Here is a 22825-nt window from a genome sequence, read left to right on the forward strand (position 1 = left end):
CCCCGCCGCCTTTGCGGCCTCCATCTCCCGGCTCCCCAGAGCCCACCGGAACGCCGGGTTTCCAGTCCCACCCCCGCTCCTCGTAAGGCGTGTACCCGGAGACTCCTGTCCGTCCCGACGGCGCAGGCAAAAGCGGGGATTGACCCGCCCATGGTCGCGGAGCTACCCCTACCCGTGCCATGCTTGCGCCTCACGACACTGCCATTGCGTCCCTCGGACCGTGCACCTTTCCCTCGCCCCTGCGTCTCGGGGGCCGGGCGGACACCGCACTCCCACGGTTCGTGCCGGATGGGGCCCGCGTGCGGTTTCAGGTCGAATGGGAGGCGGAAGGCCAGCCGGCTGCCGAAGTGTGTTTCGAAAAGGCGGGACCGCGGGAAAAGCTCTTCTTCGATCCGCGCCAGACCCGGGCGGCGATCGTGACCTGCGGCGGATTGTGTCCCGGTTTGAACAACGTGATCCGTTCCGCGTTTCTGGAACTGCACTACAACTACGGCGTGCCGGAAGTACTGGGCTTGCGCTACGGATATGCAGGGTTGAACCCGGCGGTGGGCGAGCCGCCATTGCGCTTGAGCCCGGAATTGGTAGACACCATCCACGAGGAGGGCGGGACCATGCTGGGGACTTCGCGCGGCCCCCAGCCGGTGGATGTGATGGTGGATTTCCTGGTCAGCCGCGGCATCCACCTCTTGTTGTGTGTGGGCGGCGACGGCACCTTGCGCGGTGCCCGGGCCATTGCCGAGGAAATCTTGCGGCGCGGGCTCTCCATTGCGGTGGTGGGAGTGCCCAAAACCATCGACAATGACATTCTCTACGTGGAACGGACCTTCGGTGTACAAACCGCCGTGGACAAGGCGCGCGAGGTTCTGGATGCCGCGCACAACGAGGCCAAAAGCGCGTACAACGGGGTGGGTCTGGTCAAGGTCATGGGCCGCGATGCCGGATTCATCGCCGCCATGGCCACCCTGGCCAGTCAGGAGGTCAACTTCACGCTGATCCCGGAAGTGCCATTGCGACTCGACGGACCCCGGGGGTTCTTGGAAACCCTGCGGCGACGACTGATGGCGCGTCATCATGCGGTGGTCGTGGTGGCCGAAGGCGTGGGACGAGAACTGTTACGGGACGAACCCACGGAGACGGACGCCTCCGGCAATCCCCGCCCGCCCGACATCGGCCCGTTCCTGCGCAACCACATTGTGCGACACATGCGTCAGGCCGGCGTGCCGGTGGACGTCAAGTACTTCGACCCCAGTTACCTCATCCGCAGCGTGCCCGCCAACAGCGAAGACGCCATCTTTTGCGATGCGCTGGCCCGGCACGCCGTCCATGCGGGCATGGCGGGCAAGACCAACGTGGTCATCGGGTTGTGGCACGGCGTTTTCACCCACGTGCCCATCCCGCTGGCTGTTTCCGGGAAGAAACAAGTGGATCCGGCCGGGGCTTTGTGGAAAAGCGTCCTGGCGTGCACCGGCCAACCCGCAGTCTGGGAATAGAAGCCGGACCGGGAGCGCTGCCGGGGTGTTCGTCATCCGGCCCGGAATTCAGACCACGCCTTCAGCGGGTTCGCAGCATTCGAGCCCGTTTGTTCCGGCCCCGTGGACGGGGAAAGTCCGATTCTTACCCGCGGCTCAGATCCCGAAGCTTTTGCCCGCCCCGGATTCGCCTGATTCTGCCGCCGGGCACTTGTGTCGGCCCAGGGGGCTACGAGAGTCGGTGGCCCAGGGCGGCGTTCCCCATTTCCTCCGGATGTCAGCGGCCTCCGGACCCGTGGGCAAGTGCGGCCCCTTTGCTCCCGGAGACGGCATTGCTCCCCACGCTCCGGCGCATACCTTGGAGCTTGTGAAGGTTACGGTGGGACAGCAGTTGTCCGTGCGAATCGAGGATGTGGCGTTCGGGGGCGAAGGGGTGGCCCGCGCGGACGGTTTGGTGATTTTCGTGCCGTTCGTCGCGGTGGGCGAAACGGTGGAGGTGGAGATCACCGAGTGCAAGGCCAACTTTGCCCGCGCGCGGCTCCTGCGGGTGCTGGAGCCCTCCCCGGAGCGTGTCCCGCCCGCCTGCCCGCACTTCGGTCGCTGTGGGGGCTGCCAGTACCAACACCTGCGTTACGAAACCCAGTTGCGCATCAAACACAAACAAGTGGCCGACCTGATCCAACGCATCGGGGGTTTCGATCCCTCCGTGGTCCAGCCGGTGATCGGTTGCCCTCGACCGTACGGGTATCGAAACCGCATCATGGTGCGCAGCCAGTGGAACAAGCCGGAACGTCGGATGAACGTGGGATTCCTGCGTTGGGACTGCGGGTTGGTCGAGGACGTGGTGGAGTGCAAGATTGCCGAGCCGGCCCTGAACGAGGAACTGCAAAAAGTGCGGGCTCATCCACCCCCCAAGAGCGGCTTGAAAGTCGTCCTGCGCCTGCCGCCGCAAGATTGGATCGTGCCCCCGGACTCTTTTTTCCAAAACAACTTTCATTTGTTGCCCGAGTTGGTCCGAGTGGTCCGTGAGGCCGTGCAACGCAGCGGGGCCCGTCACCTGATCGACTTGTACTGCGGGGTGGGCTTTTTCGGCATCGAACTCGCAGACGCCGTCGAGTCGTTTGTCGGCGTGGAGTACGACCGAAGAGCCATCCGGGCCGCGCAAGAGAACGCGGCGCGGCGCAATATCCGGAACGGGGAGTTCCTGGCCGGCAAGGCGGAAGAACTTCTGCCCGGGCTGCTGCAGCGGTTCGCCCCGAACTCCGTGGCCGTCCTGGTCGATCCTCCGCGCAAAGGGCTTACGGGCGAAGCGGTTGACGCGTTGCGATCGGCCGCGCCCGCGGCAGTCGTTTATGTCTCCTGTCATCCCGCCACCCTGGCTCGGGATCTGCGGGCCCTCTGTCAGGAAGGGCGATTCACCCTGGAACGGGTCACGCCCCTCGACATGTTTCCGCAAACTCAACACGTGGAGTGCGTGGCGGAACTTACGAACCGAGTGACCCACCCGGGAACGCCGCCGTTGGAGTCCGAGAAGCCCGAAGCCTGAAACCCGCCCACCCCTCGAAGAGCGTGCGGCTGAGCAGTGCTTCCGCCGGCGGAACTACTCGAGGAGCTCAAACAGCCCGGGAAGATGCCGCTTGTCGCCGATCCTGCGATGCTGCAGTGCCTGCGGATATGACGCAGAGCCGGGACGGAACCCGCGTTCCACCAGACAAGCCGCCCTGCGCGGCACCCCAACCCATCTCGGCCCGCACGTCAGGCTCCCACTGTCGGAGGTCCGGTCCCTGTAAAACCAAACCCACGCCGCGGCTTACTCCTCCTCGGTCCACAGGCGTTCGCGACGCTGAATGGCTTCCGGGTGGGTGTCCAGGTTTTGCGAAAGGTACACGTGCCTCAGTTCCTGTCCGAACCCGATCTTCCGGAAGAACGCCAGGGCAGGTTCGTTCGCCTCGTCGGTGTCCACCAGCATGATCCGGGCATCGCGCTCGATGAAGAGGCTGGTCAACTGCCGAATCAGGCGCGTCGCCACGCCGCGACGGCTCCATTCCGGGTCCACCCCCAGCCACTCGAGCCATCCGTACCGCCAGGCACTGCCGCGCTTCTGCATCAGGCTGCCCAGAGCGAATCCGACCACCTTTTCCCCCGCCACGGCCACCAAACAGGTCTCCTGCTCCGTGCTGAACAGCTTCATCACCTCGTCCTCATCCCAGGACCGATACAAGGTGGGCAATTTCTCCGCAGTGAACAGCTTCTGACCCAGGGCATAGACCGCCGGCAGGTCCTCCAGGCGCATCTGGCGGATTTCAATGGCCGGGGAGTCGGCACGGCGCCGACGCCGACGCGGCTTGGCAGACGGGGACACGGTCGAGCTCTTCATAACCAGCCAAGGAAAAGCAAACGCTTCGACGAATCTCGAAAACCGAAGTTCATGGAGAAGGCCGCCGGCTCAGGGTACGATCCGCCCTGAACGCGGGGCAGGAAGGCGAAGCAACAATCGGGCCCTTACCCCGAACGAAAGGTTCGGACCATCGTCTGTTGCATCGTCATTCACGCCGATAAGCTACGAACAGAACGAACAGGGTGTCAAGGAATGGCCGGGCGGATCCTCCACAACGCATTCGGCATCAAGAAGATGCAATCGTTCCAGACGAACCTCGGCCGTGTCCCAAACCCGGAATGCTCCGGGGCCGACCCACCGTTTCCAGACTCGGGGAACGATCCCCAGGGCCGCTGCTAACAGGTTGATTTCAAGGATCTTGGCACAAGACAGGCACTCCCTCACGCACCGCAAGTGGCACGGCCCGAGCCCGACCCGCCCCGCAAAGGCCGCAGACACGTGCCGCGGGTCACAGGGTTGAGAAAAACGCGTTTCCTCAAAGGATCTCCTTCCCGGTCAACGACTTGCGCGCCAGATTCGAGGAGGCATGGCCCTTTTGCAACACGCTGCTGCCGATCACACGGGGTGAACCCACAGGTCGGGACGCCCCCCAGAGAAGCTTGAAAGACGCGGAGGGCCCCACGGTCGAAAACCTCCCGGATGCCGCCAAAGGAGGCTCACGGGTGGGGGTGGAGGTTTTGCGCATTCCCCGGGCGATCCGTCGGGTGGCCGACCTCTTTGGTTGTCGAGTCCGGCTGTCTGCCGCACTCGCTCCCCGCTCTCTCAGGTGGAGTTGGCATGCAACTTCCGCACCCGAATGCCGAATGCCCGGGCCGGATTCGCCCGCAACAGTTGATCCAGGTCCGCTTCCGTGCAACCGGCCTTTCGCAGATCGGGCAGCAGCCTCTCGAACAACGAGCGATACGGCTGCGGATTGCCGTTGCCAAACAACCTCAAGGGCGCCTGCCGGGGCGATTCCCCCTCCACGGCCCAGCCGTCGTCATGCGAAACCAGCACCCGCGACCAACAACCCGCCGACTTCAGCGCAAGCAACGCCTCGAGATACCGCTCCGGCACGCCAGGGGCGAGACTGTAGCCGTCCAGGCTGATCCACGCCCCGCGCCGTGCCGCTTCGATCCGGTCGGCGTCTGTGCCGTTCTGCGCATGCACCCAGACAAAGGCCTCCGGCGCCACTTCTTCCGAGGCCAGGATCCGGAGCTGATCCATCGCGGCCACCCCGTCCCCGGTGTGTCCACAGATGGTCAGCCCGGTCCTTCGATGCACCCGGGCAGCCGCACGCAGCAGCTTTTCGTGCAACGGCGATAACGCACCGCGATCCGTGCCGAGCTTGATGAATCCCGGCCGGATTCCGGTGCCATCAATTCCCTCCCGCCATTCGCGCAGCCATCGTTCGGCCAGCTCCTCTGCACTTTCCTCGTACGCATGCTGCGGGATGTACTTGTAGCCTGCCGCCCCGTAGTAGCCGGTGTTGGTGACCAGGTGCACGCCGGTGGCCTCGGCCAGCTGCCGCAACAGCCGCACGCCCCGGCCAATGTATTGCGGCGTGCATTCGAACAGCGCACTCACTCCCCGCTCCTTCAGCGCCTCGAGGTGGGGGCGAACCGTGGTCACCGCTGCTTCCAGATCGTACCTCGGCCCGGCCCACCGCGCCGCTCCGAGGAAATCGGTCACGATGTGCTCATGGGTCAGGGCCCGGCCCAATTGAGAGACCGGCACCGGTCCGCGAACGGTCATGACGGAAGCGTCCCCGGCCGGCTCAGCCGCAGCCGCACGTTGCGAGTGCAACTTGAAAACGCCTGATGCGGCCGTCAGAACGCACGCCTGCAGGAAATCGCGACGTGTCCACGCCGCCCCGGGTTTGTCCCCGTGCCCCGGCGCAAGTTCCCGCACCCGTGCCCCCGCCCTCGCCGGCGCCCCGCTTCTTTGCGTGCCCGACAAGCGCTCGCAGAGGGCGCCATCCCGTCCAAACCGACTCCAGAGCTTCCCTGACATGCGACATTCCACACCGCGAATCCAGCGGCATCCTCCCTTGCGAACCCGCCCTTGACAAGCTTCTGAGAGCCGCAACCCCCGGCGGTCACCCTCTCAAATGGCGAGGGCCGGCCCGGCTCGCCCCCGGCTGCGATGCGATCTCCCACGTTGTGGGCCCCACCCGCACCGGGTAAAACGGCCAGGGCCCCGAACGCCGTCCGTCGCGCGTCACTGAAGTTCACATGCTGTTTCGCAGGCTAAGAATCAGGTCCTTCCCAAAACGGTTTTTCCGAAGCGACGCCGTGCTCAGTTTTGCCTGGGGAATGTGACGTTTGCAGCGCTTGGGAATAGGATCTCTGCAGTTCCCCGCCAGACCGCAGCCGAGGGCTGGCCGGCAGCAAAGCTTTAACAAAAGGCCCATTGAATTGGGGAGGTTCTCGTCGACCATGAAGGCCACCTGCCGCATTCCTGCAGCAGCCACCGGACAGCTGCAGCCTTTGTCCTTCGTCCACAAACAATCTCGGCCAAATGTGGAGGTGATCGGCCGACCGACAGGGTGTCGACAAGGGACCAGCTTTACAAGGAGCGGCAACGCAGGTGATTTGGGCGCCCCGGTCCTTGGTCTGCGTCAGGGTATCGAGAAAGGCCGTTTCGTAACACTGATCCTTGAAAACCTCGGGATGCTCGGGTGTTTTCCCGGCTGAGAATGACCTTTCCAACACTCTGTCACACAAACGATTCCACGCACTGGCATGTCGCTGAGTGGGACCGGGAGAAAGATGTTTTCATCCTCGGTTCCCAGGAGCTCGCCCGCCCGCGCCTTGATTGGGTCATGATCTGCATCCACCACCGCCGGTCCTCAGGGGGAATTGTGGCTAGAAACTTCCTCGGCCGGTGGATGAACCGGAACAATCGCGCCTCCGGAACCTCTGCACGGTCGATAGGCGGCAAACATGCGACCCGGCTCGTCGGCTGTGCCGCATGGCACCTACAACCCCAACCGACCGGTGGGAACAACAGCTCCAGCAACACCATCCTCACGTCCTCGCGGGGGCCTCCCGTGGACAATCTCTCACCTCGGTGTGGCAACCGTGTTGCCGATTTGGACGCGCAGTACCTCCCATTCCCACTGCACCGTAATGCCAGTTGCCCGCCAACGGAACGCAACAAGCGACGCTGCTTTCCCCGTCTCAGGTTCGCTCCGCCTGGCCTTCTCCCCATGGTCAGCCGGAGCGGCTGGCGACCCTGCCTCAGTGTCCAAAGTCGGCAGGCCGTTTCATGGGGATTTCAAGGCCTCAACCCCGGCCCGGATCCCTCTTGGCTCAGCGGCGATCTGGGTTCAAAGCCAGCGACCGAAGCGGCGAATGTAGAGCGCCTTGGCCAGTTGGGTCACCAGGCAGTAGGCGAGCAAAACGCTCGGCAGATAAAGAAAATACGCGCCGGGCAGCGGCTGCAAATGCAATCCCGCCGCCAGCGGAGAGAAAGGCAGGGCCACGCCCACCGCCATGATGATGGACGTCGTCGCGAGCACGAGCGGCGCGGCGGTGCTTTGCACGAAGGGGATTTTCTCGGTCCGTATCATGTGCACGATCAACGTCTGCGTCAGCAATCCGACCACGAACCAGCCGGATTGAAAGAGCGATTGCTTCGCCACGGTGTTCGCGCCGAACAGATGCCACATCACCCAAAACGTCACGATGTCGAACAACGAACTGATTGGGCCGATCCAGAGCATGAAGCTGGCGATGCTGTCCGTTTCCCAGGTGCGCGGCACGGCCAGAAATTCGGCATCCATCACATCCCACGGGATCGCCATCTGCGACAAATCGTACAGGAGGTTTTGCACCAGCAGTTGCACCGGCAGCATCGGCAAGAACGGCAGAAATGCGCTGGCCACCAACACGCTCAGCACGTTGCCGAAGTTCGAGCTCACCGTCATTTTGATGTACTTGATCACGTTGCCGTAGGTGCGCCGTCCCTCCTGAATGCCCTGCTCCAGTACCAGCAGGCTCTTTTCCAGCAAAATGATATCGGCTGCCTCCTTGGCTACCTCCACGGCCGTGTCCACTGAGATGCCCACATCCGCTTCCCGCAGGGCGGTGGCGTCGTTGATGCCGTCGCCCAGGAATCCCACCGTGTGCCCCCGGCTCTTGAGCACGCGCACGATGCGCGCCTTCTGCAAGGGCGAGACCTTGGCAAAGATGGTCGTCCGCTCGGCCCGCCCGGCCAGCTCCGCCTCGTCCAGCGCCTCGATCTCCGCGCCGGTCAGCACCTGTTCGACCTCCAGACCCACGTCCCGACAAATCTTCCGCGCCACCACGCCATTGTCCCCGGTGAGAATCTTCACGCGCACCCCGTGTTGCCGCAGTGCGCGCAATGCCCCGGCGGTCGTCTCCTTGGGCGGATCGAGGAACGCGACAAACCCCGAGAATACCAGCTCCCGTTCGTCTTCGACGCGCACGCGCTCCGGGCATGAGCCGAGCGGTTTGTAGCCCACCGCGATGACCCGCAAGCCATCCTCGTTCAACCGGTCGCGCAATTGTTTCAGTTGCGTGCGCAGCTCGTCGGTCAATTCGACCCGGCGGCCGCGGTCTTCCACACAGGTGCAGATGTCCAGCATCTCTTCGACCGCCCCCTTGCAGAACAAGACCCGCTCCCGCTTCGAACGCCACAACACCACCGACATTCGGCGCCGCACAAAATCGAACGGAAGCTCGTCCAGCTTCCACCAACTTTTGGCCACCTCCCGCATACCCAGCGCCTCGGCCCGTTCGATCACAGCCCGGTCCAGCAGGTTCTTCAGCCCCGTTTGAAACAGACTGTTGAGATACGCATGCTCCAGAACCCGAAGGCTGTCAGCCCCCCACAAATCCACGTGTCGAATCAACACCACCTTGTCCTGCGTCAGCGTGCCGGTCTTGTCCGTGCACAGCACATCCATCGCCCCCAGGTTCTGAATCGCCTGCAATTGCTTGACGATGGTCTTCTGCCGCGCCAGCGCGATTGCACCGCGCGCCAGATTGGCGTTGACGATCATGGGCAGCATCTCCGGGGTGAGCCCCACCGCCACGGCCACCGCAAACAAAAACGCATCCAGCCAATCCTGCTTCAGCAGACCGTTGATCAGAAACACCGTCGGGGCCATCACCAGCATGAACCGGATCAGCAACCAGGTCACCTGCTGCACCCCGCGGTCGAAGGCGGTCGGCGGCCGACGCGCCGACAGCCCGGCCGCCATCGCCCCAAACCAGGTCCGCGCACCGGTGGCCAGCACGACGGCTTTTCCGGTGCCGCTGACCACGCTGCTGCCCATGAACAACAGATGCGGTGAATCCAACACCTCGGCTGGCGGCGCTTCGTCGGCGGGCCCGGGGCGCGACCGATTGCGTTCCGGCTCGTACTTCTCCACCGGCATTGCCTCGCCGGTCAGGGCCGACTGCGTCACAAACAGATCGCGGGATTCCAACAGCCGCAAATCCGCCGCCACTAAATCCCCTGCCGAAAGCTTTACAATGTCGCCGGGCACCAGTTCGGATGTCGGAATGTCCGATGCCAGCGGATCCAGCGCGTTGGGTTTGCGCTCGACGCCCTTGTTCTCGGTCCGCACCACCGTGACCTCGCTGCGCACCAGTTTCCGGAGCAAGGCCACCTGGACCTGGGACTTCGCCTCCTGCCAGAACCGCAACGCCACACTGGCGGTGATCATCGAGACCATCACGACGACCGCCTTCCAGTCGCCCGTGCTCCAGGAAATCACGGCCAGAATCGCCAAAATCGCGTTGAAGGGATGCTTCAACGCATTCCAGAGCAGCACCGGCCAACCCGGCGGCCGTTGTGCGGACACCTCGTTTGGCCCGAACTCCTCCAATCGCCGGCGCGCCTCCGTCCAGCTCAGCCCGTGCGCGGAGCTGTCCAGACGCCGAAGCACCTCGGAGGCGTCTGCGGCCGCCGCCTCCGCCAGATCTCGAAAGCCCTGCGCAAATGAAATCCGGTCCGATCTCATCCTCGTCCAGCAATGGCCGCACCGTACCCGGCACCGCGCCTCTCAGCAATAGCGCGGACGGCGAGCACGGACGCGAGGCAGCCGGCCGGTGCCTGGTCTCGGAAGCGGAGGCGTATCTGCCGGGTGAAGCATGTGTGAAGCATGCACGGGTGCATGATCGTCTCCGCCGGTTTGCGTCCCTGGAGCCCATTTGGGCCGGAGCGATCTTGTGTTCTCATCGCACGACTGCCGCTCGGAGGGCGGCCCGATGGACCACCTGCGTGGAGGTCCTTGCAGAGGGAACAGCCAGATGACATGTTCGACACCGAAATTGGCGCATGAGCCGTTCGCAACAATTTCATCTTCATGCTTTGATCATCCCCGTGGAAATCGCAATCCAGGCAATCCGAGAGTACAACGCCGGCTGCTACAAGGGGCGGCGAAACATCGATTTGGATCACGAGGGCTATGAACTGTTCCAAGGCGGCCTCTCCGACGACGAGAACGAGCAGGTCGAGCAACTCCGGTTTGTTGCGGAAGAGTACGGTGCGGTTCAGCAGCGATTCCTCCCTCACTCGATCGTGGACGAGGCTCGCCTCGTTGCCAAAAACTTGGCTCCCATCCTGGACGAGTGGGGCGCCAAAGTCGCTCAGTCTCGGCCCCTGCGATACCATTCACCCGACGAGGGTGTTCTCGAGCTGCTCCTGAGACCTTTCACAGCTACGAAGCGATGGCCCGTTTGGGCAGCGAAAGTGCTTCACTTTTTGAGGCCGGACGTTTTTCCCATTTTGGACTCCCGAGCCGAGTGCGCGCTGGGGATATCCCCTGCGTCCAACCCCGTGAGCCGTTACGCGAGGTTCTGCAGCACCTTTCGAGAGGTTTTGTTAGCGAACGAGCATGCACTGGCGTGTGCCCGAGAGGTGGACAAGGGGAACTCGCCGTCGGACCTGAAACTGTTGGACAAGATTCTGTTTGAGATGGGGAAAGGGGGCAAAGGCGGGCGATGTTGCGGCGGCGAGCCGTAGCCATCGCCCCGGACCGCCGCCCACAAGAACGCCCGGACTCAGCGGAGCTGCCCACCATGCGCGATCGCTGACTCGATCGGAGAATGTCGCGAACCGGTTGCATCCAGTGCTCGTCCACGGTCCATGCCACCCTGTTTACTGCCTTCAGGCGGTGGGGGTTCGGAAAAGCACTTGTTCGGCACCGCGATTTGAACGCTCGCAAACGGAGCGGGGTGAAGGCGCACGCTGCTCCTGCGGCTTCAGGTTCAGCACAGCCCGCGGGCGAACGGTTGCACTCGACCCGCGGTCCCCTCGGGCGATCAACCGAGCCCCTGCTGCCGTGCGCTTTGGCGTCGTCGGGTGCCAGGCCGCCGCTGCGTCGTGTCGCCACAATCCATGAAGACCTGAGTTTCGCCGACATGGGCGGGGCCGGGTTGGGTGGCGGCAGCCGCTGCCTTGGGGGCAGCAGGCCGCGCGGCACGGTCAAACATCCTATGGATTACGTGCGAGGAGCTTGAACAGCACTTGAGCGGTTGCGGAAATTCCGATGCCGCGACGCCGAATCTCGATCGGCTGGCCGGGCGCGGTATGATCTACACGCGGGTCTGGTCGGCAGGGCCGGTGTGCGCACCGGCCCGAACGACCATCATCATGGGAGTGCACTCGGCCACGCTGGCGGCCGAGCATATGCGCGGTCTGGTGCCGCTGCCGCCGGGGATGCACATGTACCCGCAACTGTTGCGCGAGGCGGGTTACTCCTGCACCAACAACGAGAAGGAAGGTTACAACCTGATCCAACCCGGGCGGGTTGGGGACGAATCCTCCGGTCGCGCGCACTGCTCCAATCGCCCGCCGGCTCGGCCGTTTTTCGCGATCTTCACTCACACCGTCACGCAGAAGAGCCCGGTGCGGAAGAGACCACACGCTCTCATCCATGATCCGGCCCGGGTGCGCGTGCCGGCCCACCACCCTGACAGCCCGGAGGTGCGTCATGATCGGGCGCAATGTCCACGACCTGAACGCCACCGGCCTTCATTGATGTGCTCCGAGGGAAGCGCGAATGCAGCGAAGTGGTCGCCGACGGAAGTCGGCGGAGACTCGCCGGGGATCCTCCGCCGCGCTCCCGCGACCACCGAACCGCAGCGGACGTCGCATGACATTGCCTGTCTGCCCGGGCAGGGGCTTCGGGTTTCAGTTTGCCGTTCGCGGAAGCGCGTGTTCAAGGTGCCGTGAACGGAGGCCACCCCGCCCGGCATGTCCAGCGTCCTCCACTGCGCGGCTGACTTGCGCGAACACCTGCTGCATGCCTCAGCCCCCCCGCAGGGGTTCCAACCTCGATCTGCTTCTCCGTGCGTTGACGGCTGGTGTGGGTCCGCGCCCAGAGATTCCCGGCCCTCGCGGAGCTTTGGGCAATGCGGGTGAACCCGACCTGTAACCGAACCGCGTGCTCCTGTTTCAACTGTTCGCGTCCCGGTGCACCCATCCGGCAGAACCGGCACCTCGCGGCCTCGAAGCCGGCATCAGGTCAGGGGCGGTTTTGGCCCCACTGTTGGGGCACCGGCCGCCCGCGACGCCTCACCCGTCGCGCTGCTCACCAGGGTGACCTGCACCGAAAGGCCACGGCCCGTGCCCGTTCAACGTGAGCCGGGCGAGAAGCGCTTGCCACGATCATGGTCACCGCAAGCAGGCTCGCCTTCCACAGTTCGGAGGACTCGCGGATAACTTGGCCGCTTTCAGAGGGGCGTTTTCACAAAGGTTGCTCGGCAGCGGCCATCCCGCCCGGGGCATCGTAATCCGCTCCGGCCCGCATCAACTCTGGGGACTCTTTTCACCTTTGCGCTGGCCTCGACCCGGCCAGGAGTCTTGCACACCGGCGTATCCCTCCCAACGAGCGCCGGGTCGCGGACCTGGCAATCAAGTTCCCAGAAGCTTCAAGATCTCCTCCTCCGAGGGCACTCGCCCGCTGATCTTCACTTCGCCGTCGATCGCCACCGCGGGGGTGAACATGACCTTGCGTTTGGCGATTTCCTTGAGGTCATAGACGTGCGTCACCTCCGCGTCCTTACCGGCTTTGGCCAGGGCGTTGATGACGCGGCGTTCGGTTTCGTGACACCGGGGACAGCCCGGACCGAGGATTTCGATTTTCATGGCTCGAGGTGCAGGTTGGAGTGGGTTGGCGTTCAGAACACGAATTGGCCCGCCAGCCACCCGGCCAGCGTGCCCAAAATGACAATGGTGACCACGTACACGACCGCCTTCTTCACACCAAACACCCTCCCGATGGCCAGCCAGTTGGGCAGGCTCAGGCCGGGGCCGGTCAGCAGCAACGCCAGCGCCGGACCGGGTCCCATGCCCATCTTCATCAGGGTGTCCACGAACGGCGCCTCGGTCATCGTGGCGAAATAACTGACGCTGCCCAGTAACGTGGCCAGGAAAGACGCCCGAAGACTGTTGCCCCCCAGCCAGCGTTGCACCCACGCCTCCGGCAACACCTTGCCGATCACCCCCACCAGAAACACCCCGAGCAACAACAGAGGGAAAATGATGCGCACGAACCACCACGTCTCGACCAACCAGCGCTTCAACTCTTCCCTCGACTTGACGCGCACGGCGTACCCGAACACGGCCACGGTGGCCGCCGCCCAAACCACGACCTTCTCCCAAAACGGACCTTTCTGGATCAAATAATTGGGAGCCAGCAGGGAAATCACGAGGAGACCCAGCAGAACGAGATCCCGCCCTTCGACCACTCGAAGTGTGGCCCCGGAGTTGCGCGGCGGGTCGGCCTGCGCGGCGGTCAGGGCGGCCATTCGTTCGCGGTCCTCGCGGCGAAACACAAGGGACATCACCCATCCCACGACCAACGCCATGAGCAGAGCGGTTACGAGCCGGGCCAGCATCAGTTTCGGCCCCAGCACATTGCCGGTGTACACCAGCGAGAGGATGTTGGAGGCCGGTGCCACCCACAGCAGTACGAAGGCCGCGCCAATGGCCGCGCCCCCGTAGTACAATCCGCTGCTCACCGGGATGACCGTGCAGGAACAGGCGGCCACGAAGAAACTGCCGCCGGCCGCCAGGGCGAACGCCTTGAGTTTTCGCGTCGCCGCGCCCAGATGCTGCATGATGGCTTCTTTGGAGATGAACGTGACCATCGCGCCGGCCAGCAGGAACGCGGGCACCAGGCAGGTCAAGACGTGCAGGGCCACGTAATCCCAAACGGCCAGGAAACCGGCTTTCAGCCATTCATATCCCATGGAAAGACTCCTTTCGATCGCGGCCACGCCCGAGCCGCTCCAGATACCGGAACAGGTCCAACCACCCGCGAGGGGTTCGGCCCATCAAACACCTGCGCTCCGCGTTTCTGATCGGCCACAAGGCCGGCCCGAGGGAGGAGCGTCAGGTGACGCGAGACAGTGGGTCTCTCGGCTCCGGCGAGTTGGGCCGGTTTGCCGACGCAGCGTTCCCCGCGCGCCAGTTTCTCGACGATGTGCAAACGGGACGGATGGACCGGCATTCCCGGGAACCGGGCCCGGGCTTTTCGTTGTCCTGGGCTGGAGAGCTTCGCCGCCATGACTGCAAGCAATTTAGCCAAGTAGCTAAATCTGTCAACCGCGGTCCGGCCCGGGCCCGGAAAAGCCCCCCTGCCCGACCGCCCGCGCCATCCCCGCCCTCGCGGCGATCCCTGAGCATTGCCGCCCCGCCGCTTCCCTCCGGGCGGATCCGGGCTTCGGACGCAACACCACCCGACCCGATGGCGGAGCCCCGGACACCAACCCTGCCTCTGCATTCAATCGAGCACCCAGAGGTCCACCCATGGGTGGGTTTCGCCGGGGCGCTTCCTGTAGTTTGCAGGAGACAGCCGAGGGACTTACCCGTCCGGGCTCAGAGAGACTCGGCCCGATCCCGTGCTGTGGAGGCGGCAGAAGCTTTCTCTGTTTCCCGACCGCTTTCGCGAACCGAATTGACCCGCCTGCTCGCCGTCCCTCCGAGGTTCTGGCGCGACGAGGATGTGGCCTCGAACTGGGCTCCGGCATGTCGACCTGTCGGCCCGACGGACCGGGAGCGTGGTGATAGGCAGCCCGACCGGTAAGGGAACTCGACGCGGGCCGCGTCGGCCTCCGCATCGCCTTCGGATGCCGACCCCGAGCCTTCGGACCCCGGGCGGTGGATTGCTCGTCGCTTCGAATCCCATCCCCGTGTCACTGCCGGCACTGCTGACCATTGGTCAACGCCGCCAGCCATGTCTTCGGCCCCCTGGTTGGCCGCCCCCGCCTCGAAAGCCATCGCGCCCGCGGTGCAGCGATCACCGCCATACCGGAGCATGAGACTTCTTAACAATTCCGACGACCCCTGACCACCTAACGCGGGACCAGCCCTTCAGGCCTCCTCCAGGGCCAGCCACCGCGGATCCGCCAGCGCCGCCAGCCCGCGACCGGGCACAAGCTCAAACATGCCCCTTCATTCCCCGAAGGCGCGCCTGCAGGCGGTTCCTTCGACAAGGCCTCTTCGAGCACAAGTTTGTCCGCGAACATCTTGCGACAAGTTGCTCCTCCCTGCACCGTGCATGTTTGGTTTTGGAGGGTTGACACGGGCCCCTCGCGGAACACCGTCTTCCAGCGCAGTCAACCGGGCTTCCCTGCGGCAGCTTGACGAGGTGCACGTAAAGCACAACAAACCTTTTCCGAGCCCTCGAGGAAGCCCGTCTTGCCTTCAGGCGTTTCGAAATCCATGCTCCGTATGCCTCTGACTGGAGACAGTTCTCTACCGCTGGCCATCGGATCATTATGGCATTCCCATGACTCCGAAGCCCGGAAGGTAGACCTCAAGGGCTGGGCATTCATAAAGCCCCACAATCAGGAATGGGAAAGAGAACTCAGCGCGGCAAATGGAACCCTGGTTAGCTGAATGGGCGCAAACGAGTGGTACCATTGGCTTCGCAACAAATCCTGCACGTGGAAGGTTGCCACTCGCAACCACTGTAAAGTCAAGCAAAGACGGTTGGGCAATCAGCGCATGGTAAAAGGGATGCACTATTTGCGGGAACGCGGGAATAACATGCTCGCAAAAGCGCATGAATCGATGGCCGAGGCCCATGAGGCTGCCATGCAGTGTCAGGCCTTGGGCATTGCGGGCGCCTCCGGGGTGCTGGTGGTGCTATGTCCCGAAAGGTTTTGCAACGGCCGATCGGTTTGTTGTCTGTGCCTTTCAAAGCATTCCGGATCTGCAGGAGCATCGACACAGCATCCAGCTGGAGGTCTGCAAGCCCACCTTGAGCGACGCGGAGATGCTCATTGATGTGATGTGGCGCAAAGCCGGAGAACTCAATGGCAAATGTGGCGCTGCTGAGTGGCCCCCGGAAGATCGATCAGCTGCTTCTGGGCGTAGGGCAGGATTTCCGGTGTGCAAAGCGCATCCGAAATGCAAGATGACGGGCTCGGTCTGCGTTCTTCTTGGACCGTGGGGGATACGGGCGCCGGGCGCTCGAGGGTCGTGCAAGCCCTCGGCGCCCGGTCGGCCACCTTAAGACCCGCACGAGAAGCATGCTCTGACGCCCATACTGAACTCGGCGGAGGACGACTGAAATAGTTCCGGTGTCTTTCGCCCGGAGCCCAGTAAGAAGTCGTGAGTCGCGGAAGGACGCAGATTGGCATCACGCTGCCTCCGGCCTCATGAATCTCGGCCTCCAAGGGCCCGGAATGAGTGCTTCCAGCCAGCGGGTTTCCGGCCACGACAAATGCACCAGGACTTCACCCCGGGCCCGGGGGCCCGCAGATCGTTGCCCGGGGAGACGCGTGGGGGTAGGTTTCTGCCATGCGTGATCATTGGTTGGTTTCCGCCGCACTTGCGCTCATGGTCTGCAGAGGATCGCTTTTCGCCGCAACCCCCTTGGCGCTGCACCCGGAGAACCCGCATTATTTCGTGTGGCGCGGCCGACCCACGGTGCTGATCGGTTCGGGAGAACACTACGGGGCCGTGCTGAACCTGGACTTCGACTACCGCAAATACCTGGACACCTTGGCCCGGGACGGGCTCAACCATACCCGCACCCTCAGCGGGGTGTACTGCGAACCCCCGGGCGCGTTCAACATCGCGCGCAACACGCTGGCCCCCGCCCCGGGCCGGTTGATCTGTCCCTGGGCCCGCAGCGATCAGCCCGGCTACCGGAACGGCGGCAACAAGTTCGATCTCACGCGGTGGGACCCGGACTACTTCGCCCGGCTGAAGGATTTTCTGGCCCGGGCCGCAGAACGGGGCGTGGTCGTCGAATTGAACCTCTTCTGCCCCTTTTACGAGGAGGCCATGTGGCAGCTCAGCCCGATGAACGCGATCAACAACATCAACGGCGTCGGCGCGGTGGCTCGCACGAACGTGTACACCCTGGACCGCCATGGCGGCTTGCTGCCGTTTCAAGAGGCGCTGGTCCGCAAATTCGTGACCGAGCTGAAGGATTTCGACAACCTGTACTACGAGATCTGCAACGAGCCCTATTTCGGCGGCGTGAGCATGGCCTGGCAACACCGTATCGCCGACGTGATCGTGGAAACGCAAAAGGCCGTGGGCGCGCGGCAGTTGATCTCGATGAACATTGCCAACGAGAGAGCCAAAGTGGAAAACCCGCATCCGGCCATTTCGATCTTCAATTTTCACTATGCCTACCCGCCCGACGCCGTGGCCATGAATTACGGGCTGAACAAGGTCATTGGAGACAATGAAACCGGTTTTCGCGGGACGAACGACGGGCCGTACAGGGTCGAGGCCTGGAGTTTCCTGCTGGCGGGCGGGGCGTTGTTCAGTCATCTGGACTATTCCTTCGCCGTGGGATTCGAGGATGGCACCTTCGTGTATCCGGCCAGCCAGCCGGGCGGCGGCAACGCAGTGTTCCGCCGACAGATGCGCGTCCTGCGGGAGTTCCTGGAAAGTCTGGATTTTGTGCGGATGCGCCCGGCGCCGGAGGTGCTCGTGGGCGGCGTGCCGCCCGGCCATCGCGCCTATGTTCTGGCGGAGCCGGGGCGGGCTTACGCGCTGTATCTGGGGCGCGACCCACGGGACAAGGCGGCGCCGACGGGTCCAGTGCAAGCGACCCTGCTGCTGCGCCCGCCCCCGGGCACCTACACGGCAGAATGGATTCAACCGCGCACCGGCCAGGTCGAAAAGCGGGAGACGGTTCGGGCTGTGGGCGAGCCGACGTCGTTGGCCAGCCCGCCCTTCGAAGAGGACGTTGCGCTGCGGTTGCGAATCAGATGAATCGGCCTCGGGATCGCTGAAACGCAGTTGACAGTGGCGGCGGGACTCTCGGCCGGCATCGCGAGCGATGTCAAGGTTGCCCATCTGTCCACGAGGCCGCCACACGAACCTCTTCTCCGAGGGATTGCTCCTCTTCTTCGGGCACAGTCGCGGCAGATGGGCACGGCCTCGGCTCGAGCGCGGGTGGGACGTCAATTGCCCTCCTTCTGCCCACACACCACGAGCACCAGCGTTGACTGTGGCGGGCGCCTGTGATATGGGACGAGGGGGGGCGGGCAGGTTCCGCCCCATGGTTACAGAAGCTGCACTCATCCATCAATCACGTGCTCCAAGCTATGAAAACAAACTCCCTCGTCGTAGCAATGCTCCTGGGGATTGGCGTGTGCATCGACACTCGGGCCATCTCCGTCAGCGGCCTGTACAACACCGGCGTGGACGACTCCGGTCAGGTGATCCCGCTTCATGCAGCGGAATTGCATTGGGTGGTGCAAGGCCCGGTGGACACGGTGTATCGCGTGCCGATTGTCTATCACAGCCCGGGGCACCAAGCCTGGGTGACGCCGCCCGAAGGGTCGGCCTGGATCGGGCCGAACCCTACCGAGAGCACCTGGCCTCATGACCCGCCCGGGCTTTATACGTACAAACTGGAGTTTATCGTCGATCTGGGCGGGATCGATCCGCAAACGTTGACTCTTGTTGGGAGGTGGGCTTCGGACAACTGGAGTGAAATCTGGTTCAACGGCGAGGACACAGGCTATGCCAGAGACCTCTGGGGATTTGTGGATTTGCAATGGTTCTCGATTCAGGGCGGATTCCTGGATGGGGTGAATACGCTCGTGGTAAAGGTATTGAATCAGGAATGGGGTGGGAATCCGACTGGTCTGTTAGTGTCCGACCTTCAGATCATTCAAGGCGGTCTGCCGATTCCACCGCCGGGCACCTCTGTCCCCGATGCTGGCGGAACGTTTGGGCTCCTCCTGGCCGGGATTGGAGCAGTCGTGGCTGTTCGACGTGCGCGCTGCCGGGGCAACTCACAAAAGCTGCAAACGCAACCTTGGCAGTCTGGTGAAAAACGTGTTTCTTCCAAAAAAACAAAGACCCTTTCCAGATGAACGACTTGTGCAATCGTCTTTCGGAGAGGGTCTTTTTTTTTTTTTGAACACCATGGGAATTCCTTCCGCCCAGCTTGCCGCGAAGCGACAGCCTGGGTGGCTTGTCGCATTGAGGGTCCGCAGGGAAGCCAAATTCAACTTGCGCGACGTCGCTTGGGGCTTTTAGAGCAGCCGACAGTCGGTGGCTGGCAGCCGGCGACATGGATAAAGTGGCCTCCGGCCCAAGTCGCAGGATTGTCCCATGTCCCACCGGATTCCGGCAGTGGCTACCATGCGAAGCGATGATTTGTTTCAGATCCCGGGTCCGGCGGGGCCCAAACATCCGCGCGGCGATCAGGAAGCGTCCCGTGGCAGAGGGGCGCAGCTGATCCGGGAGGGGCAGTCACCCATGTAGATCCTGGAAGAGGTAGTCATGGCACCCTCTGAGTCGGGAAAACCGCATTTTCAACAGCCTGCAAGTCCGTACGAGGCCTTAGGCCCTCATTGGATCGGCCGGTTTAACGGCCAGCTCGGCGGCGCCTTAGTTCTACGTCGTCTTGCGCGATGGCGATGAGGGCAAAGAACGGTCAGGGGGAAACCTATTCCGCCTTCCGGCCATAGGTTTCGGACCGCTGGGGGCTAGCTCCAGCGCGGCGGGCTTCAACCGCTGTGGACCATGAGGAATTGCACCGGCTCATGTGCCGGACCTTGAATGGGGACAGTCAGACACCCCTGGAGGCGCTCCGCACCAGCCCCATGCTCCGGCACGGGCCCAGGGAGTTTTCCGCCCTGGTCGGCTACCTGATGGCCAACCGCGACGGGATAAACACCTGCCATCGCATCCGGGGCCGCTTGCGTATTGATTGGGGCCACCGAGCCCACGGCATCAAGAGCAGCTCGGGCGTGGAGGGGAAGAACATGGAATTAAAAAATCAACCGCCGCCTAAAGCGCTAGGGCCGCAGTTCCTCATCGAACCCAGCCGGCCTTAATCCCGCGCCAACTGACAGTTGACGAGCACCTCCTGGGGTGCCCCTTTTGCAGCTTTTGAACTTGCCAGCCTCTCGACAAGTGCTATAGTCAGCTTGAACCTGGCGTGCCAGAGCACAAACGCCACCATGAGTAGCGAATGCAAGCATGTGTGCGCGTTCTGCGGTGGTCACATTGCATACGACGCGCACTACGCAGGTGTGAATATCCCCTGTCCCCATTGCGGCAAGGAGATCACGCTCGTCGGCTCTGATCCCGACATTCGTAGGCATAGCTTATCCGATGCTCTTGCGTGGGTACATAGGGCCTACCTTGGAGCGCGCAGGCACATCTCACCTCAGAGGTTTGCTCTTTTTGTCGTTCTACTTGTTCTCGCGGCAACATTCGCTGCGATGGGATTGCGCTTCGTTGCAAGACCCGGGGACGAAGGACAGCGCCATTCGACAGACGAGCTCGCTCGTCCTAAAGCGGACGCTGATGTCGTCAAGATTGAGCAGGACGAAGCCGCAACCGGAGCAGAGGTTCCGAAGCCTTCGTCCGAACCGGAGGCGAAGGCGCATCTACAAGGGAAAACGGCCCCAGCCGGCGAGGCCCATGCAGCCGCCGAAGCTCCAACGCATGAGGAGGAGAGAACGCGATTAGAGCAAGAGCGGAAAGCGAGGCTAACGAACAACCCGGCTCTTTGGGCGCTCTGGGAGGAGCCGGACCGCAATGCGGTCAGGATTGTTGCGACGCGCCCAATGGATGCCACGGTGAGTCATAAGGGAGCGTTGATTGTGGCAAGATATGAGGATATGCCTCACTGGCTGCGCCAAGCAGCCCTGGCAAAGCATAAAGAAGATGGCGAAGCAAAAGGGTTGATCCGGGAAGTGGACGGCAAGATTTATGACCTGCGAGCGGCGCCACCAGGCTGGGTGACGCTTCCAACAGCTGAAGTGATTCAGATTATTGAGGATGGTTACCTAATGATAGACGTTGCCTCTCTTCAGAAGAATCTTTTACCAAGAGTGTTCAAGCTAAAGCATAACGGGCTGACTCGCATCTTGAATACGGGCGACCGTGTTCGACTCACCGCAATGTCAGTCGGAACATACACTTATGTGAACAAAAAGAACGAGATTAGAATCGTGCCGGTTTATGATCCCGGGATGCCCGTGGGACCTTTGCGAGCCAGGGTTGTGACAATGAGCGGGAGACCGCCGCGGGCTTCCGCACGAACCCGGACTGTGTCGGAGGAGCCGATCGCAAGCGCCTCAGGATTTTTCATATCCGAGGAGGGACTTTTTATTACTAGTGCACACGTCGTGGAGGAGGCAACGAGAATACAAGTTAAGACAGTGGCAGGCAAAAAGCATGCAACAGTGCTTCGCGTCGATAACGACAAGGACTTGGCGTTGCTGCGAGTGGAGCTTGTAAAAGGAACTGTCCCAGCTTTAAACGTGGCCACCAACCCGATCTCCTTGGGGGCACAAGTATTCACCATCGGCTATCCCATGGTCGAGTTGCAAGGCTCGCGGCCGAAGTACACCGACGGGAACATCAGCGGTCTTGCTGGACTTCTGGACGATCCGGACCAAATGCAAATCAGCGTTCCTGTTCAGCCTGGGAACTCAGGGGGACCGCTCGTAGACATGAATGGCGACGTCGTCGGAGTGGTGGCCTCGCGTTTGAATGACCTGAAAATCATAGCAATCGCAGGAACGATTCCGCAGAACGTGAATTACGCTATCAAAGGCACGACGTTAATTCGATTCCTGAGCGAGAATAAGATGCTCGCCTCGGGCGTTAGACTCGGCAGGTCCTCACCACGCACACGTGAGGAGGCGATTCGGCTCGTTGAAGAGGCGACTGGGCTGGTGTTGGTTTACGATTAGCATGTCGCTGAGAGCGAAGTATGGGCTCAAAAGGCACGCAAACCATGTCGAGAAAGCGGTGGTCATTGTCAAAAAGCCCACACGTAAACATCGTAGCTAGCTATTGACGATGAAGTTCCGGGCACCGCGCGTGGCCGTGGTGACCAGGCCGCCGGTCCTTGCATGGAGACCAGCGTCCGTCCAGTCCGCTCGCCGTCCAGGACGAAGAGACCTAGAAGCAAGACGGGTGCAGGACTTCCCGGCAAAGGCTGTGAGAGCAGCGCCGCGCGCTGACGCGCGACGAAGTGCCAGGGTGGGACTGACCACTCTATTGAGCTTGAGGGCGGTCGACGTCTGGCCCCCTGAGAGAACCGGCGCCGACCGCCACGCGGAGGGACGGGTCCTGGGAGAGGCAGGTCCAGCGCGGCGGATGAAGGCTTGGAGACAGGGACGGAGTCGTAGGGGCAAGTGGAGCACGGCCAGTGTAGCTCCGAGGGCCGACGTACCGGAGAAACCGAAGCGGACCTGCCGGGATGCAGAAGAGGAGAGGAGCTGTTAGAGGTGGTTTCCTCATGTAAGGCCTGTGTAAGACCTCATCAAAGCGTTTCTCAAGCAGCTACCGCCGGAGGCGAGTGACAGCAGGCCAACCGCGGGGATGGCATACGATTCAGGATCCCATATGGCAGACGGACGTGGCGGGACATAAAGGGTCTTAAGTCCAGATCTCCGATTGGCCGACGGAAGCGTTCCGGACCTCGTGCGTTTCGCACCTCCAGTGGAAGGGGAAGGAGAACCACAATTGCAAGCAGAGGCGGCATATCGAC

Annotated in this window: 14 protein-coding genes; 8 read left to right on the top strand and 6 right to left on the bottom strand. The window is 62.8% G+C overall.

All coding sequences use genetic code 11. From position 1 onward, the window contains the following. The first annotated feature begins 179 nt into the window (after window positions 1-179). Together ACPDIT_RS10420 and ACPDIT_RS10425 are read left to right on the top strand one after the other, a co-directional pair. Window positions 180-1490: an ATP-dependent 6-phosphofructokinase gene (locus ACPDIT_RS10420; RefSeq protein WP_423443235.1), complete on the top strand. Its 1311-nt coding sequence runs from the start codon at window positions 180-182 to the stop codon at window positions 1488-1490. 346 nt (window positions 1491-1836) lie between these two features. Then, window positions 1837-3015 (top strand): class I SAM-dependent RNA methyltransferase, encoded by a 1179-nt coding sequence (locus ACPDIT_RS10425; protein WP_423443237.1) that lies wholly within the window; start codon window positions 1837-1839, stop codon window positions 3013-3015. 264 nt (window positions 3016-3279) lie between these two features. Here the strand turns inward: ACPDIT_RS10425 and ACPDIT_RS10430 are convergent, their stop codons facing one another. The 3 genes from ACPDIT_RS10430 to mgtA form a co-directional block, all read right to left on the bottom strand. Continuing rightward, window positions 3280-3846 carry a GNAT family N-acetyltransferase gene (locus tag ACPDIT_RS10430; protein WP_423443239.1) on the bottom strand — a complete coding sequence of 189 codons (567 nt, stop codon included), beginning with the start codon at window positions 3844-3846 and terminating at the stop codon, window positions 3280-3282. Window positions 3847-4629: 783 nt separating this feature from the next. Beyond that, complete coding sequence (locus tag ACPDIT_RS10435) at window positions 4630-5601, bottom strand: phosphotriesterase family protein (protein WP_423443240.1); 972 nt, start codon at window positions 5599-5601, stop codon at window positions 4630-4632. A 1576-nt stretch (window positions 5602-7177) separates the two neighbouring features. Continuing rightward, window positions 7178-9841: a magnesium-translocating P-type ATPase gene (gene mgtA, locus ACPDIT_RS10440; RefSeq protein WP_423443242.1), complete on the bottom strand. Its 2664-nt coding sequence runs from the start codon at window positions 9839-9841 to the stop codon at window positions 7178-7180. A gap of 317 nt (window positions 9842-10158) precedes the next feature. Between mgtA and ACPDIT_RS10445 the strand changes: the two genes are divergently transcribed. Together ACPDIT_RS10445 and ACPDIT_RS10450 are read left to right on the top strand one after the other, a co-directional pair. Further along, window positions 10159-10845, top strand: a complete 687-nt coding sequence (locus ACPDIT_RS10445) for a hypothetical protein (RefSeq protein ID WP_423443244.1) — start codon at window positions 10159-10161, stop codon at window positions 10843-10845. 417 nt (window positions 10846-11262) lie between these two features. Continuing rightward, on the top strand, window positions 11263-12057 hold the full coding sequence (locus ACPDIT_RS10450; RefSeq protein WP_423443246.1) for a sulfatase-like hydrolase/transferase: 795 nt from the start codon (window positions 11263-11265) through the stop codon (window positions 12055-12057). Between the two features lie 681 nt (window positions 12058-12738). Here ACPDIT_RS10450 and ACPDIT_RS10455 read toward each other — a convergent pair. Genes ACPDIT_RS10455 through ACPDIT_RS10465 form a run of 3 tightly spaced genes read right to left on the bottom strand, consistent with a single transcriptional unit; the run spans window position 12739 to window position 14611 of the window. Continuing rightward, the gene (locus ACPDIT_RS10455) at window positions 12739-12972 is read right to left on the bottom strand and encodes a thioredoxin family protein (RefSeq protein ID WP_423443248.1); all 234 of its coding nucleotides are present in this window, start codon (window positions 12970-12972) and stop codon (window positions 12739-12741) included. A gap of 32 nt (window positions 12973-13004) precedes the next feature. Further along, a complete protein-coding gene (locus ACPDIT_RS10460; RefSeq protein WP_423443250.1) occupies window positions 13005-14078 on the bottom strand; it encodes a permease in 1074 nt (357 codons plus the stop codon). Next, the gene (locus tag ACPDIT_RS10465) at window positions 14060-14611 is read right to left on the bottom strand and encodes an ArsR/SmtB family transcription factor (protein ID WP_423443252.1); all 552 of its coding nucleotides are present in this window, start codon (window positions 14609-14611) and stop codon (window positions 14060-14062) included. The genes ACPDIT_RS10460 and ACPDIT_RS10465 overlap by 19 nt, the downstream gene beginning before the upstream one ends. Window positions 14612-16635: 2024 nt before the next feature. On the opposite strand from ACPDIT_RS10465, the gene ACPDIT_RS10470 reads away from it, so the two are divergent. From ACPDIT_RS10470 to ACPDIT_RS10485, 4 genes are all read left to right on the top strand, one after another. Further along, window positions 16636-18069 carry a cellulase family glycosylhydrolase gene (locus tag ACPDIT_RS10470; protein ID WP_423443254.1) on the top strand — a complete coding sequence of 478 codons (1434 nt, stop codon included), beginning with the start codon at window positions 16636-16638 and terminating at the stop codon, window positions 18067-18069. Window positions 18070-18404: 335 nt separating this feature from the next. Next, on the top strand, window positions 18405-19181 hold the full coding sequence (locus ACPDIT_RS10475) for a hypothetical protein (RefSeq protein WP_423443256.1): 777 nt from the start codon (window positions 18405-18407) through the stop codon (window positions 19179-19181). Between the two features lie 675 nt (window positions 19182-19856). Further along, entirely contained in the window at window positions 19857-20150 is a 294-nt protein-coding gene (locus ACPDIT_RS10480) for a hypothetical protein (protein ID WP_423443257.1), read from the top strand. Window positions 20151-20276: 126 nt separating this feature from the next. Continuing rightward, window positions 20277-22022, top strand: a complete 1746-nt coding sequence (locus tag ACPDIT_RS10485) for a S1C family serine protease (RefSeq protein ID WP_423443259.1) — start codon at window positions 20277-20279, stop codon at window positions 22020-22022. The last annotated feature ends 803 nt before the right edge of the window (window positions 22023-22825 follow it).

The organism is Limisphaera sp. VF-2, from assembly GCF_049537125.1.
Lineage (GTDB): Bacteria > Verrucomicrobiota > Verrucomicrobiia > Limisphaerales > Limisphaeraceae > Limisphaera.

Excerpts from the sequence above, each read along its gene's own strand:
- ACPDIT_RS10420 (WP_423443235.1), top strand. The coding sequence starts at position 180 with ATGCTTGCGCCTCACGACACTGCCATTGCGTCCCTCGGACCGTGCACC.
- ACPDIT_RS10430 (WP_423443239.1), bottom strand. The coding sequence starts at position 3,846 with ATGAAGAGCTCGACCGTGTCCCCGTCTGCCAAGCCGCGTCGGCGTCGG.
- ACPDIT_RS10435 (WP_423443240.1), bottom strand. The coding sequence starts at position 5,601 with ATGACCGTTCGCGGACCGGTGCCGGTCTCTCAATTGGGCCGGGCCCTG.
- mgtA (WP_423443242.1), bottom strand. The coding sequence starts at position 9,841 with ATGAGATCGGACCGGATTTCATTTGCGCAGGGCTTTCGAGATCTGGCG.
- ACPDIT_RS10445 (WP_423443244.1), top strand. The coding sequence starts at position 10,159 with ATGAGCCGTTCGCAACAATTTCATCTTCATGCTTTGATCATCCCCGTG.
- ACPDIT_RS10455 (WP_423443248.1), bottom strand. The coding sequence starts at position 12,972 with ATGAAAATCGAAATCCTCGGTCCGGGCTGTCCCCGGTGTCACGAAACC.
- ACPDIT_RS10460 (WP_423443250.1), bottom strand. The coding sequence starts at position 14,078 with ATGGGATATGAATGGCTGAAAGCCGGTTTCCTGGCCGTTTGGGATTAC.
- ACPDIT_RS10465 (WP_423443252.1), bottom strand. The coding sequence starts at position 14,611 with ATGCAGAGGCAGGGTTGGTGTCCGGGGCTCCGCCATCGGGTCGGGTGG.
- ACPDIT_RS10470 (WP_423443254.1), top strand. The coding sequence starts at position 16,636 with ATGCGTGATCATTGGTTGGTTTCCGCCGCACTTGCGCTCATGGTCTGC.
- ACPDIT_RS10475 (WP_423443256.1), top strand. The coding sequence starts at position 18,405 with ATGAAAACAAACTCCCTCGTCGTAGCAATGCTCCTGGGGATTGGCGTG.
- ACPDIT_RS10480 (WP_423443257.1), top strand. The coding sequence starts at position 19,857 with ATGTGCCGGACCTTGAATGGGGACAGTCAGACACCCCTGGAGGCGCTC.
- ACPDIT_RS10485 (WP_423443259.1), top strand. The coding sequence starts at position 20,277 with ATGAGTAGCGAATGCAAGCATGTGTGCGCGTTCTGCGGTGGTCACATT.